The organism is Eubacterium sp. ER2 (assembly GCF_000765215.1).
GTDB lineage: Bacteria > Bacillota > Clostridia > Lachnospirales > Lachnospiraceae > Claveliimonas > Claveliimonas intestinigallinarum.
Genome location: NZ_JPJE01000029.1, coordinates 62,463 through 76,627, shown reverse-complemented (window position 1 = coordinate 76,627; position 14,165 = coordinate 62,463). Strand labels below are relative to the sequence as shown.

General features: G+C 42.9%; 12 protein-coding genes. All 12 read right to left on the bottom strand.

Annotation, left to right across the window (positions count from 1 at the left end; translation table 11 throughout):
* Positions 1–37 precede the first annotated feature (37 nt).
* The 12 genes from NI21_RS0110985 to NI21_RS0110930 all read right to left on the bottom strand — a co-directional run bounded on the left by NI21_RS0110985 (position 38) and on the right by NI21_RS0110930 (position 14,102).
* Positions 38–1,174 carry an IS66 family transposase gene (locus NI21_RS0110985; protein WP_242842849.1) on the bottom strand — a complete coding sequence of 379 codons (1,137 nt, stop codon included), beginning with the start codon at positions 1,172–1,174 and terminating at the stop codon, positions 38–40.
* A gap of 177 nt (positions 1,175–1,351) precedes the next feature.
* A complete protein-coding gene (locus NI21_RS0110980; RefSeq protein ID WP_033126258.1) occupies positions 1,352–1,846 on the bottom strand; it encodes a hypothetical protein in 495 nt (164 codons plus the stop codon).
* Positions 1,847–2,030: 184 nt separating this feature from the next.
* Entirely contained in the window at positions 2,031–3,218 is a 1,188-nt protein-coding gene (gene wecB / locus NI21_RS0110975; protein ID WP_033126257.1) for a non-hydrolyzing UDP-N-acetylglucosamine 2-epimerase, read from the bottom strand.
* Between the two features lie 33 nt (positions 3,219–3,251).
* Entirely contained in the window at positions 3,252–4,448 is a 1,197-nt protein-coding gene (locus NI21_RS0110970; protein WP_033126256.1) for an NAD-dependent epimerase/dehydratase family protein, read from the bottom strand.
* 221 nt (positions 4,449–4,669) lie between these two features.
* Positions 4,670–5,734, bottom strand: coding sequence for a polysaccharide biosynthesis protein (locus NI21_RS0110965; RefSeq protein WP_033126255.1), 1,065 nt, complete (start codon positions 5,732–5,734; stop codon positions 4,670–4,672).
* A 16-nt stretch (positions 5,735–5,750) separates the two neighbouring features.
* Positions 5,751–6,869 carry a non-hydrolyzing UDP-N-acetylglucosamine 2-epimerase gene (gene wecB / locus NI21_RS0110960; protein ID WP_033126254.1) on the bottom strand — a complete coding sequence of 373 codons (1,119 nt, stop codon included), beginning with the start codon at positions 6,867–6,869 and terminating at the stop codon, positions 5,751–5,753.
* Between the two features lie 54 nt (positions 6,870–6,923).
* Complete coding sequence (locus tag NI21_RS0110955; RefSeq protein WP_033126253.1) at positions 6,924–8,144, bottom strand: nucleotide sugar dehydrogenase; 1,221 nt, start codon at positions 8,142–8,144, stop codon at positions 6,924–6,926.
* A 208-nt stretch (positions 8,145–8,352) separates the two neighbouring features.
* Positions 8,353–9,558: a polysaccharide pyruvyl transferase family protein gene (locus tag NI21_RS0110950; RefSeq protein ID WP_033126252.1), complete on the bottom strand. Its 1,206-nt coding sequence runs from the start codon at positions 9,556–9,558 to the stop codon at positions 8,353–8,355.
* Positions 9,555–11,069, bottom strand: coding sequence for an oligosaccharide flippase family protein (locus NI21_RS0110945; RefSeq protein WP_197052623.1), 1,515 nt, complete (start codon positions 11,067–11,069; stop codon positions 9,555–9,557). Before NI21_RS0110945 ends, NI21_RS0110950 begins: the two co-directional genes overlap by 4 nt.
* A 33-nt stretch (positions 11,070–11,102) precedes the next feature.
* Positions 11,103–12,248: a glycosyltransferase gene (locus NI21_RS0110940; RefSeq protein WP_033126250.1), complete on the bottom strand. Its 1,146-nt coding sequence runs from the start codon at positions 12,246–12,248 to the stop codon at positions 11,103–11,105.
* Positions 12,235–12,897: a CatB-related O-acetyltransferase gene (locus NI21_RS17280; protein ID WP_033126249.1), complete on the bottom strand. Its 663-nt coding sequence runs from the start codon at positions 12,895–12,897 to the stop codon at positions 12,235–12,237. Before NI21_RS17280 ends, NI21_RS0110940 begins: the two co-directional genes overlap by 14 nt.
* Complete coding sequence (locus NI21_RS0110930) at positions 12,882–14,102, bottom strand: hypothetical protein (RefSeq protein ID WP_033126248.1); 1,221 nt, start codon at positions 14,100–14,102, stop codon at positions 12,882–12,884. The genes NI21_RS17280 and NI21_RS0110930 overlap by 16 nt, the downstream gene beginning before the upstream one ends.
* Between the last annotated feature and the right edge of the window lie 63 nt (positions 14,103–14,165).

Here is a 14,165-nt window from a genome sequence, read left to right as displayed (position 1 = left end):
GGTACAGTTAAACCGTGCAGTGTGTCACGAGCGACCGTTATTTACACGTATCTTCCTGATGATCCTTCATCACAGTCAGGACGTGTTCCAGATATCGGAAGGGATTCAGGTGATTCGCCTTTGCTGTTTCCGTAATGCTGTAGACGATCGCACTGGATTTCGCACCATCGATACTATCGATCAGTTTCCATGCATGTTTGTGCAGGCAGAAGCTGCGCAGCGCCCCCTCTGTTGCATTGTTATCAAGCGGGACTTCACCGTCATCCAGGAATACTTTTAATGCCTCTTCCTGATTGATACAATAGTTGATTCCTTCCAGCGTTTTCCCTTTAGAGAGACGGCCGGAAATCTGGATCTCTTTTACCCACGCAAAGAAAGCCTCCACCAGAGGTTTGAGGTTGATCTGCCGCTGCTTTCTGCGGTCATCCGGTTTCAGACCGGCAAGCTGGTTATCCAGATGATAGATCGCACCAATCCGCTTGATCGCTTCATAAGCGACCGTATCCCTGGCTGCTTCATGCTCCTTTTTCGGCAGTGCTTTCAGGGCATCGGCGAAATACCTTCTCGCATGGGTCCAGCACCCTGCGAAGACGATGGCTTCGGTTTCCCGGTCCAGCTTCCGGTAGGCAGAGTATCCATCGCAGACGACAACTCCTGTGAATCCTTTCAGGAATTCCCGCGGATGGTCTGCTTTCCGGGTCTTCTGGTATTCATACAGGATAATGGGTGTATCCTTATATCCCTTTCCCGTCCGGTAGACCCACATGTAACTCTTGCTATTCGCCGGACGCCCATCTTTCGATACCTTGACCGGAGTCTCATCGGCCTGCAGCACATGGAAGCGGTACATCCTGTTATGAAGATAATCATAAAGGGGCCCCAGATACCGGTCGGCACACTGGATCACCCAGTTTGCCGTCACCTGCCGGGAGATATGGATGTCATTCCGCAGGAATTCCTGGCTGATCCGGTATAAGGGAAGTCCGTTGACATACTTGGCATTCAAGATGCTTGCAGCCAGGGAGGGGGTCAGGATGCTGTTTCGGAGCAATTCCTTCGGCCGGTCTGCCTTCACGATCGTCTGGTTGTCCTTTCCGGCATACACGGCCACATGGTGCTCTTCAACTGTGTAGACTGCCGGCGGCTCTGAATTGCCGGAATATGTGGCTCTCATTCTCCGGAACGGTGGCTCTCAAAGTCCGGACAGGTGGCTCAAAGAGCCCCGGAATAATCATCCTTTTTCAAGAATCGCAGGAGGCAGCCTGTAAAAACAAAAACATAAGCTTCAGAACATAGCTTTCAGGAAACCTCTCTGCTTTGTCGATGGGAATAAAAAGCATCGAGATTTCTTTTAGATCTTCTTATCAGAATTGCAGACACGGCAGACGCCGCAAAAGAAAAAAACTGCCGGAAATATAATGCTTTGAATATAGAATAGCATATATCCCAGAAAGTTTCCATAAGTATTTCTTAAATATAGACTATAACCTTCTTTGGTTGAATTTAATGTAACAAACATAAAGTCAAGATGATTTCTCCGAATTTCTTCAATCCTGCTCATACAGTCATCAAGAAGAATATCTGACAAATTAATCTTCAGACCTTTTTCTGTCACCGCCTGTACTAAACCATGATACTTCTCATCCAGCGCAAAGCAGTTAATATGTACAGCGCCACCTATTTTCCGAGTAATGCCGGTATCAAACTGTTCAATATATCCCATCCCAAGATTATAGTATCCTATGATTGTCTGATTATCATCAGACAAAAACACATAAGTTTTGCCAAAATTATCATCTAAAGAAATGGAATTTTTCAAGAAACGCTCAAGATAATCATTGCCCAAATAGTCTCATTTTTACCTGATTTTTGAGCGTATCTCCTATCCGGTCTGTTTACTATACGCTTTTTTAAGAAGTATTCATCTCAAAATCCTCATTCTTTCAATATTTACAAGGCTTTGCGTCTCTTTGTCACCAGGTTATTTAGAAGAACCAGAAAAGCCGGATTTTCGTCCGGCTAAAATAGTTTCAAAATTTTCTCCACACCATCTTATTCACAACACCCGTATAACTCTGGATGATCTTTACCACCTTTGTGCTTACATTCTCCTCCACATAATCCGGCACGGGGATCCCATAATCCCCATTCAAATTCATCGTAACCGCGGTATCCACAGCCTGGAGCAAACTTTTCTCGTCTATCCCCGCCAAGATAAAGCAGGCTTTGTCCAGGGCCTCGGGGCGCTCGGTGCTTGTCCGGATGCATACCGCCGGGAAAGGATGCCCCACAGAAGTAAAGAAGCTGCTCTCCTCCGGCAGCGTGCCGGAATCCGATACCACCGCAAAAGCGTTCATCTGCAGATGGTTGTAATCATGGAACCCCAGCGGCTCATGCTGGATCACGCGCCGGTCCAGTTCAAATCCGGAAGCAGCCAGACGGTTCCGTGAGCGCGGATGGCAGGAATACAGGATCGGCATGTCGTACTTTTCCGCCATCTTATTGATTGCTGTGAACAGGCTCAGGAAATTCTTTTCCGTGTCAATATTCTCTTCCCGGTGGGCAGACAGCAGAATATATTTTTGCGGTTCCAGTCCCAGTTTTTCCAGAATATCCGACTTTTCAATCTCTACCAGGTTCTGGTGCAGCACCTCTGCCATGGGGCTACCCGTTACATACACTCTTTCCTTCGGCAGTCCGCACTCATGGAGATATTTCCTGGCATGCTCGGAATACGCCAGGTTCACATCGGAAATGATATCCACGATCCTCCGGTTCGTTTCCTCCGGCAAACACTCGTCCTTACAGCGGTTTCCCGCTTCCATATGAAAAATCGGGATATGCAGGCGCTTTGCCGCAATGGCTGATAAGCAGGAATTGGTATCCCCCAGGATCAGCAGCGCGTCCGGCTTGATCTGCACCATCAGTTTATAGGCGCAGTTGATGATATTCCCCACCGTCGCGCCAAGGTCATCCCCTACGGCGTCCATATAGACCTCCGGATTAGCGATCTTCAGATTGTCGAAAAAGATCCCATTCAGGGTGTAATCATAGTTCTGACCCGTGTGGGCCAGAATCACATCAAAATATTTCCGGCATTTATTGATCACTGCCGCCAGGCGGATGATCTCCGGGCGGGTACCGACAATGATGAGAAGCTTCAGCTTCCCGTTATCTTTAAAATGTATGTTTGAATAGTCTGTTCTGATTTCACTCATGTTATCTCACGCTCCGCTCTTTGGATTACACACTTATACCGGTTCAAAAAAGGTGTCCGGCCGCTCCGGGTTAAAAATCTCATTGCAGGTCATCACCGTTACTAGGTTTTCCGTCTCGCTCAGGTTGATGATATTGTGCGTCCAGCCCGGAATCATATGTACCGCCTCAATCTTATCCCCTGACACTTCAAACTCCACGGTCTCGCCTGTATGGATATTCCTCTCACGGATCAGTCCATGCCCGGCCACAACAATAAACAACTCCCACTTGGAATTATGCCAGTGCTGGCCTTTGGTAATGCCCGGTTTGCTGATGTTGATGCTGACCTGGCCGCAGTCGGCTGTGTGTACCAGCTCCGTAAAAGAACCTCTGTCATCCACATTCATTTTCAGAGGATATTTAAACTTCTCCTTCGGAAGATAAGTCAGATACAAGCTGTAAAGTTTCTTCGCGAAAGAGCCCTCCGGCATCTTCGGCATCATCAGGGTAGACGGCTGCTCCTTAAACTGCTCCAGCAGATCTACAATCTCACCGAGAGTTACTTTATGGGTTACCGGTACGCAGCAGTAACGACCAGTCTCTGTGATCACTGTCTCTACGCCGTCAAATTCACAGTGAATTTCCTTTCCTTCCAATAGATCGAACATGCCTTCCACCAGATCGTCAATATAGAGTAGCTCCAGTTCGGTACTCCGGTCATTCACATGGAATTCCTCATCATTGGCCACCGCCCAGCAAAAGGTGGACACTGCGGAATTATACTTGGGACGGCTGTGTCCCATCAGGTTGGGGAAACGGTATACAGCTACTTTAGCTCCGGTTTCCAGGCTATACTGGAAAAACAGTTCCTCGCCGGCTTTCTTGGAGCGGCCATACTCAGAATCGCCGAAACGACCTGACAGGGTTGCCTGAATCGAACTTGAGAGCATGATGGTGGCCTTATTGTTATATTTCTTAAGGTTATCCAGAAGCGTACTGGCAAAGCCGAAGTTTCCCTTCATGAAATCTTCCGGATTTTTCGGACGGTTCACACCGGCCAGATTGAATACGAAGTCTGCAGACCGGCAGTAAGCGTCTAACTGTTCTGGGGTTGAATCCAGATCGTATTCGTAGATCTCATTGATCTGTATGTTTGACCTTGTCCGGTTCTTTCCTTCTTTGATATTTTTCAGATTGGCTACTAGGGCGGCTCCTACCATGCCCTTTGCACCGGTTACTAAAATGTTCATAAACTAGCACCTTTCTTTATTTTTTCTAGTTATATTCCCCTAGTATGTTTATGAAGTTCTTGCACACCAAATTTTTTCTTAACACTTCCACGCATGGCTGTGTGTACGACATAAACCCGTCCTTATTCGTATCGTACCATCTAACGCAGGTTTCTGTAAGCAATTATGTGTAACAGTTCGTGTGTCCGTTTTATGTATCCCACATCTGCCATGGTTCTGCTTTACGCCTCCACGCTATGCGGCCTTCCTTCCAGTTCTTCCTTCACATAGTCTGTTTCCATGATCTTCTTCACCACGCCATCCACATCCAGACGGTTCGTATTATGTGAAGTATAGGCCTCATCGCCCTCTGTTGTCACCGTGCCCTTCACATAAAACTTATCATAGTTCAGCCCTCTGGCATCTGGAGTAATCCGGTAGTAGTGTCCCATATCCACAGACCGCAGCATCTCTTCCCTGGTTACCAGCGTCTCATACAATTTTTCACCGTGGCGGGAACCAATGATTTTACACTCAGTTTCTCCGAATACCTTCATAACCCCTTTTGCGAGATCACCGATTGTGCTTGCATCTGCTTTCTGTACAAACAGGTCGCCTGGCTCGGCGTGTTCGAAAGCAAAGGCCACAAGGTCCACGGCTTCGTCCAGATTCATAAGGAATCGGGTCATGTTCGGGTCGGTAATGGTGATCGGAGCCTTTCGCTTAATCTGATCAATGAAAAGCGGAATAACGGAGCCTCTGCTGCACATCACATTGCCGTAGCGGGTGCAGGCAAGAACGGTGCCACCACGCTCAAAAGCTTTCTGCGCCCTGGCCTGCACTACCTTTTCGCCAACCGCCTTAGTCATACCCATGGTATTGATGGGATAGGCTGCTTTGTCGGTGGATAGGAATACCACACGCTCTACATGGTTTTCCACAGCCGCAGTAATTACGTTGTCAGTTCCTATGATGTTCGTTCTGACCGCCTCCATCGGGAAGAACTCGCATGAGGGCACTTCCTTCAGCGCCGCAGCATGAAATACGTAATTCGCTCCGTACATCACGTCACGGACGGAATCCACATTGCGGACGTCTCCCACATAGAACTGCACTTTTCCGGCATAGTCCGGATATTGTGCCTGCAGCGTGTGACGCATCCAGTCCTGCTTTTTCTCATCGCGGCTGATAATGCGGATTTCTCCGATGTCGGTGGTTAAGAAATGTTTTAAAACGGTAGAACCGAATGAGCCGGTTCCTCCGGTAATTACTAAGGTTTTGTTTTTGAATGCTTGTGTGATATGCATGATATTGACTCCTCCACTATTCAGCCACCCAAGGCTGGTAATCTTTACCTTCCAATATATCTGCTATTCTTTCACACGCATGGCCATCTCCATAAGGATTACAAGCGTGAGACATTGTTTCGTATTCTTCTTTATTCTCAAGCAGCAGCTTAAACGTCCTGTAGATTGTTTCTTCATCCGTCCCTACGAGTCGCAGCGTCCCGGCATCCACGCCTTCCGGACGTTCAGTGGTGTCTCTCATCACAAGAACCGGTACTCCATAACTCGGACATTCCTCCTGAATTCCACCTGAATCGGTCAAACATAGAAAACTTCTAGCTTCAAAATTGTGACAGTCGAACACCTCTATGGGTTCAATAATATGAATCTGAGCACAACCGCCCAGTTCTTCTTCTGCGGCCCGACGCACCACCGGATTCATGTGAATCGGATAAACCGCCTTGCACTCCGGATGCTCGTCCAAAACACGCCGGATGGCACGAAACATATGATGCATAGGCTCGCCAAGGTTTTCGCGTCTGTGGGCTGTTATAAAGATCAGTTTTCCGTCCCCAACCCATTCAAGCTCTGGATGAGTATAATCCTCCTTCACCGTATGCTGCATCGCATCAATAACTGTGTTTCCTGTTACGTAGATACTATCTGGATCCTTACCTTCTTTAATAAGATGATCAGCAGCAAGCTGTGTGGGGGCAAAGTTATACTTGCTGATGATTCCCACAGCCTGTCTGTTGAACTCTTCTGGATACGGAGAATAGATATTATAAGTGCGAAGTCCGGCTTCCACATGCCCTACTGGTATTTGAAGATAGAAACAGGCAAGGGACGTCACAAAAGTGGTGCTCGTATCACCATGAACTAGAACCACATCGGGCTTAACTTCTTCGAGTACTGACTTTATCCCGTTCAGAATATTTGTCGTAATATCAAAAAGCGTCTGCCGGTCTTTCATAATGTCTAGGTCATAGTCTGGTACAACATTAAATGTCTCCAGTACCTGATCCAACATCTGACGATGTTGGGCTGTGACACATACTACCGTCTTTATACCTGAACGCTTTTTCAGTTCATTCACAAGTGGGCACATTTTGATTGCTTCCGGCCTCGTGCCAAAGACCAACATCACTTTTTTCATCTGATTATCCTCTTACAGCTTATTACTACTTTGTATCTTTAATATCTGTGCTTATTAGATGTGATATACGCCAGGAAGTTTTATAATATTATGGCAATCCAGAATCACTTTATCTTTGAGTTTCTCTACATTATCCTTAATCTCGTTATGCTTAACCATGATGACAACCATATCAATATCAGCCAGAAACTCGTTCAAATTATGGTATTGATTATCGACCACGTCTTTTGTAATAAACGGATCATAAACCTTCAATCCTGTCGCAAGATGCCTTTCTTGAGATTCAAGTAGCTGTAATGTGGGAGACTCCCTCATATCATCTACATTCTCTTTGTATGTAAGGCCATAAAGACCGACACGCTTAACATCCGTCATGCCTTTTTCCTTCATAATCTCGTAGATACGATTTAATACGAAATCAGGCTGAGAGTCATTGGTTTTCATCGACTCATCAATAACCTTAGCAAGGCTCGGATAGTCGCCTACAAGGAACCAAGGATCCACAGAAATGCAGTGTCCACCAACACCAGGACCCGGTTGAAGGATATTTACACGAGGATGCATATTACAGATTCTGATGATCTCATAAACATCCATATTATCGTGTCTGCAAATTCGCGCCAATTCATTAGCAAAAGCGATATTAACAGCACGGAATGTGTTTTCTACAACTTTTGTCATCTCCGCAGTCTTAATATCTGTAACTACGATTTCCCCCTGACAGAAAGAAGAATACACTTCTTTGATTTTTTCTCCAATAACCCTCTCATCAGCACCAATCGTGCGGTTGTTATGGAGAAGCTCATACACCATATTTCCCGGGATAATTCTCTCTGGGGCATGAACCAGATGAATATCTTCTCCAATCACGAATCCTGCTTCTTCTACAGCTGGACGCACAAACTTCTCCATAGTGCCAGGAGAAACTGTAGACTCTACAACAATGATGGCACCTTTGGGTGCTACTTCAAGCACACTCTTCACAGCAGCAACTACATAGCAGGCATCAACTTTCTTACTGAACTTATCATAAGGGGTAGGAACGGAAACAATATATGTATCCGTTACCTGATACTCGGCACTGAACTTGATTCCAGCGTTGAGTGCGTCCTGAAACAACTCATCCAACCCATCTTCCTTAAATGTAGTGTGTCCAGCCCTCAATGTTTCAACCAATTCTTTGTTATAGTCTGTTCCCACAACTTCTATTCCATGTGATGCCAACATCAACGCTGTGGGAAGTCCGATATAGCCAAGTCCAATTACATTGATCATTTCAATTAGTCTCCTTCTTCTTTCATAATCATTTTACCTATAGGATACCTCTCTTTTCATCGGGATTAAGGCCAAGTAAAAGTAGTGTACATCCATAAGCCATGCATCTTCTCTCTCGACTAATGCCTAATGCTATATCATTTAGGCAAAAACTTGTATCATGTGTCCCAATGTTCAAAAAATGTATACAATGCAGGGAATTAGATATTCATATCCCCCTGGTATTTTTGATTTTGTCAATTACATACTTCAATTGTCTATAACTGTCTGCTTCTGTATCAAGTCTATCTCTAATTTCTTCACTCTTGTCCTCTCTAATAAGGTAATCGGCTTTTTCCTTGATTGCATCTATCTCCTTAGAAATATAATCTGTATTAAAATACCAATCTTCGTATCCAAGACGTTTTAAAACATCCAGCGTTTTCGGAATATGATTCTTGGAAAATTCAGTATCCAGTGCTATACATATTACTGGCACACCATTTCTTAAAGACAGAAGCGTTCCATGAAAATAGGTAGTGAATGTAATTTTAAACAAACGGAACACATAAGCCCATTCATATGGCTCTATATCAAATAGCTGAACATCCGCACCTTTCGTATCATTATATAAGGCTACAATCTGATACTGCCTGCCATATAATTTCCGGATCATACTGACCATCTTTTCTGTTCCCATCACACCAATACTCAACCTGTCAAAGTCGAACCCCCTACTAATTAATTTCTGTTTTAATCTATCCTTATCAATAGGGAGATCATCAACATCAAGTAATACAGTAGGATCACAGGTATGAACTGGCACTTTGTTACATCCGCTCCATTTAACAAAATCCTCAGTAGCCGAGTCCCTGATCCCAATGAAGCTAAACAAATCGAGTATCTTACCGATATGATTCCGCTGCTCTTCCGAAACTTTTAAAAATTCCATACCATAACAACTTGCAGCATAACTTAGCTTGATGCATTTAACCCGTTCATCAGGAAAATATGCGTTAGGAAATCCACGTATCACATAATTCCATACGGCATCGCTTCCAACGACTAAAACATCGTAATTGTCATTGATATAATCAAAGACTTCCTCTTCGCCATCTTCAAATATACTTATGGATGATAATGGTAGCCTGTTTACAGACTCATTAAAAATGCTGTTTCTCTTTTTCAAATTACTCAGAAGCCTTGGATTACGAAGTAAATGGTAAGCCCTTTTTGCAACTACAATTGGTGAGCTTCCTTGGAAGTAATGATATAAAGAAGCTGAATAATTCTTCTGAACCTTCGGCATATGATAATCTATTACCTCAACTGAATCCTCTGGGAAGTCATGCTGGAGTCTTTTACTTAGGGCATAACACTGCATCACCGCACCATTATTCACGCTTCTATGAAATGTAAGTATCCCTATTCTCATTTTACTTTCCTCGCAAAACGACCAAATATGGCTTTTTTCTCATCCTCTTTCATTCCGAACAGAAAAAGAGAAATTCCATAAACAGCCAAGTAAACTAGAACATTAAATATAAAACTGATCCATGTTCCATAAAAAAAGTAATGGATAATCCCTGTAACTATGGTTGCTATTAGGGCTGCTGGTAAAGTACCTTGCATAATATTTGCAAACATCCGTAGTATCTTAAAACCGAGCTTTTTATGATAATATATATTCATCATCAAAAGATTCAGAAGAGTAGCACCGGATGTCCCTATAGCAGCTCCCCAATACCCCCAAAATTTGATGCCAATAAATGTAATGACGACATTGCATACGCAGGAAACAGACAATGTGACTGTCCTGTAAGCCATTTTATTTTCAGCTCTCAATATTGAGAGTGCTACATTCTGTATCATAGGAAAGGTGACAGGAATGATTAGTATAAGTGCCAAATAATAGCAATCTGAAAACGCATTACCTAGCCACAGTTTATAAAAATCCTTGCCAAGGCAGACAAATCCACCAAGGGCGGCGGCAAGTAAGAAAAACTGGAAACGTCCCGCTTTTTCAACAGATATCTGCAACTGGGAATTGGAATTACCTGCCACCACCTGCTTCGTAACCTTCGGAAGCATAATATTTGCTACGGAACCAGATAGATTCTCGTACATTCCGAAAATGGTCAGTGCCATTGAATACACTGTAACAAATGAAGCTCCCTGAAGTGCGCCAACCAATACATTGTCAACATTACCATTAAACTGAACGGTAATAGATTGTATAAACATCAGAACGGTATATCCAAAGGATTCCTTAAACAGTAAGGTATCCCATTTCTTCAATCTTGGTGTTATTTTCAATCGCGATCTAATATAAACAATAAAGATAAGTATTGTTACGGTTACAAGTACGGTTTCCAACAGTACAACCATTTTTATATCCTTAACAAATGGAAGGACTATCAGTATCAAAGTGAATTTAAGGATTACGTTAATTAATTTAAACCCATTTGAAAATGTAAAACGTTCGTATCCGTTAAGAATTCCAAACAGGAGATTCTCAAAAAGGCGCAGAATCATATTGAGAAGCAAAATTGCCAACAATTCTCTGGCAAGAACTAATTCATTAGCAGAAAAAGTATTGTCATATAACTCAGGCAAAAAGAAAAGGATACATATGCCGATTAACACAATCACTGCTAAAAGAAAAAGAAACTGAACAAAAACCATACCTATGAAATTCTCAGCATTTTCTTTGTCTCTTGTGGCGTTATACCGCGCCATATATCTTGTCATTGTTGTCCCAAGACCTAAGTCCATGACCGCCAACGATGCACTTATAGAAGCTACGGATTTATACACTCCATAGGCAGTATCTCCAACATAATTTAAAATGAACGGTGTAATTAACAAGCCATATATCGTATTTACTACAATGAGTATATATGAAAGTATTACACCAGATTTGATTTCATTTTTCTCTCTTCTCAAATTATCAGTCCTTTCATTCAACTGTCTTTTAAATCAGTGAGTATCCATCATTTCTTTTTCGGCTCTTATTAGTTTACCAAATTCATTTTCCCAGTTTATTTCTTGGGACATTTTTTTTGAGTTTGACACAAGTTGGTCATATAAATCTTTATCTGAATATAGTTTTATAATCGCCTCAGCCAAAGCTTCTGGTGTACTATCTGGAAGAATCAAACCAAAATTATATTTTTCGTTCAGATATCTATGTTCAGGAATGTCTGACATAATTACTGGCAACCCTGCTGCCGCATATTCAAAAAGTTTATTGGAAACTGACAGCTTGAAATTCAAACAGATCGGCTCGGTAATCGCAACCCCTACCATGGAACCAGCCGCAAGTGGTATCAGATCTTCTACTTTCACCTTTGGATAGAAAACAACATTCGTCGCATTCAAATCCTCTGCGCGCTTGTGCAGCTGATTTTCAATGCTGCCAAAACCACGCAGTGCCAATCTGATCTCAGGATACTCTTTCAGCAACGGTGCCGCCTCTACCATCAGATCATATCCTCTTCCGGCGTAAAAGCCGCCGTGATTCAATACCTCAAATCCCTCATTTTTTTCAGCAGGCTGCGATACATTCTCGCTTGCAAGCGCACAATTCGTTATCACCATGGGTTTTTGAATATGATATTCCTTTGCAAAATAGTCCGACGCAGCATGACTCACCGATACCATTAAATCTACTTTATGTACCAGTCGACTCTCCATAGCCTGATAATACGCTCTTAGAAAACGATTTTTCTTTCCTGTATAATTGTCTGTATTGATTTCATGAGAATCATAAATCAGCTTGCACTTCAGCTTTTTGCTAGCTGCATACGCCGGAATCAACGCATTCAAGTCATTTGCATGAATCACATCCGGTGCACAGGCAAGAATCGCTTCTTTGACGACCCGATTCTTTTTTCTTTCGCGTATCACTTTTCTTATGATTCCCTTTTGCTTTCCATCGTATTTGTTATCAATGGATACGATGCTTGCAGGACACGGAAGCTTTTTGACCTGCTCCCCGTCAAACCGATTGCAGCGATATCCTACACAGCTAACCTCCACACCCTGATTTTTATATTCAACAATCTGTTTTCTAACCCTGGGATCATACCAGATTGAATTTAATACAACATCACAGACCTTCATGGCGTTCCTCCTTGATCAATTTATCTATATGGCTGAACATAGCGGCATGTTCTCTCATCCACTTATCATCTTTTTCCCACCATTTCAGCTTGATTAAAGCATCAATTTGCTCATCTGTGAAACGCTTTCGTATCGGTTTTGCAGGCACACCGCCCACAATCGTATAGGGCTCAACATCTTTTGTCACAACCGCACCAGCAGCTATAACAGCTCCATCACCAATCTTTACTCCAGATAAAATCATTGCACGGGCACCAATCCAAACATCATTTCCGATGATGGTTTTTGGCGATGACTCATCAAATAATTTTTCGGAAACATATGACATTCCACATTGGCAGTCATTGGAATAAAACACAGGTGACGTACTCACCCAATCTGTTGTAGGGTGACGCCCGTTGACGGTACATACATCCGAAGCAATGGAGCAATAGCGGCCAATATCGGCGTTGATTTTACAATCAGCTCCCATATAGCTGTATCGACCGATACTGCCTGTGAACGAAGTATTACGCCCCAACCTGTTGTAACCTTCAAAGATAGTTGAAAATCCCCCCAGTTCAACTCCTTCAGACCATTGAACCCCTAATTTATGATATTTTTTCCAATAATATGCCAATTTCAGCACTCTTTTTACTTTTTGAAACATACTTCTCCTGACTGTTCACTCGAATTTGCGTATTTTGCATTATAGAAATTTAATATCAAACCGATAAGCAACCAAAGCCCCGGTTCGTTCAAAAGATAACTGCTAGAGAACATCAGTCTCATAAGTCCGCTTGCAATCAGGCTATACAAAACAATGCTTGCTGTCGGATTCTTTCTAGCCACAAATGCACTTCGTACCACATGATAGCACAACCATACTATAATCGCCCCTCCGAGGAGAATGCCATACTGTATTGCAAGCTCCAAGAACAAATTGTGTGCATAGCTGCCATCTGCCACAATGCGATCATAGTAGAGCCCTTTGGGCAAAAAGCCAATGTTATCCATGATTGTTTTCTGAATGTCAGAGCGTCCGCTGTCATCAAAAAAGGACTGCTCTGACAGCATTGTGAGCGTTCGACTGTCTATATTCATCGATTCAAGCAGTTTTATCGCTACATCTAAAATCTCATCCCAGAAAATACTGATCACAACAATCGCAAGGAGCAACAATAAAATCGATACCACCTTCCGTATCCTGAAAACACCGCCTGAAAAAATGACATATAAAAGAATCGCGACCATATAACAAACAAGTGCACCGCGACATCCGGCAATCAATATCAATCCAGCTCCGATTGCTGTTCCAAGCAGTCTTTTAAGGCTAAAATTTGACATACATCTCAAAGAAAAATACGTCGCTGGGAACAGAAGGTTGTACGAGAAAACCATATACTGCGGAGATAAATCGCTTTGCAGCGCGATAATGTATTGAACCAGTGCCAACATAATCGTTGCTAGAGTGAATTTATCCAAATAAAAACAAAGTAAGTGCATATCTTTCAAATATTGCGCTAAGTACAGTCCCAAAAATCCATAGAACAGGAACAAATACATCGGATTTCCCATGATATCGCCGAAAGAAGTCCATACATATTGCGTAACATTATTCAGAGCACTTGACAGTATAAATGAAATAATCATAAATACTGTGATTACAAAGGTGCTTACCGAAATCCTGCGAATATTTTTATATAACGCATACAGCATCACAAGAAAGTATATCGTATAAATTACATATGTTCCCAACTTAAGCTGAGCACCCAAAAAAAACTTGATGATGCTGCCAATTGCAGAGTTTAGCGATGGGAAACATAGAAAAAGACCTATCGCTATACAAATCCACTTTTGTTTTTTATATTTCATCAGTCTTTCTCCCTTCACTGCATAAAAATGCGTCGTTCTCCGCTTCGGATTATAAAAGCGATA

Bases quoted from the DNA above. Each gene is read 5' to 3' on its own strand.
- NI21_RS0110950 (WP_033126252.1), bottom strand. From the start codon at position 9,558: ATGAGAATAGGGATACTTACATTTCATAGAAGCGTGAATAATGGTGCG.
- NI21_RS0110985 (WP_242842849.1), bottom strand. From the start codon at position 1,174: ATGAGAGCCACATATTCCGGCAATTCAGAGCCGCCGGCAGTCTACACA.
- NI21_RS17280 (WP_033126249.1), bottom strand. From the start codon at position 12,897: ATGTTTCAAAAAGTAAAAAGAGTGCTGAAATTGGCATATTATTGGAAA.
- NI21_RS0110970 (WP_033126256.1), bottom strand. From the start codon at position 4,448: ATGAACATTTTAGTAACCGGTGCAAAGGGCATGGTAGGAGCCGCCCTA.
- wecB (WP_033126254.1), bottom strand. From the start codon at position 6,869: ATGAAAAAAGTGATGTTGGTCTTTGGCACGAGGCCGGAAGCAATCAAA.
- wecB (WP_033126257.1), bottom strand. From the start codon at position 3,218: ATGAGTGAAATCAGAACAGACTATTCAAACATACATTTTAAAGATAAC.
- NI21_RS0110930 (WP_033126248.1), bottom strand. From the start codon at position 14,102: ATGAAATATAAAAAACAAAAGTGGATTTGTATAGCGATAGGTCTTTTT.
- NI21_RS0110965 (WP_033126255.1), bottom strand. From the start codon at position 5,734: ATGCATATCACACAAGCATTCAAAAACAAAACCTTAGTAATTACCGGA.
- NI21_RS0110940 (WP_033126250.1), bottom strand. From the start codon at position 12,248: ATGAAGGTCTGTGATGTTGTATTAAATTCAATCTGGTATGATCCCAGG.
- NI21_RS0110955 (WP_033126253.1), bottom strand. From the start codon at position 8,144: ATGATCAATGTAATTGGACTTGGCTATATCGGACTTCCCACAGCGTTG.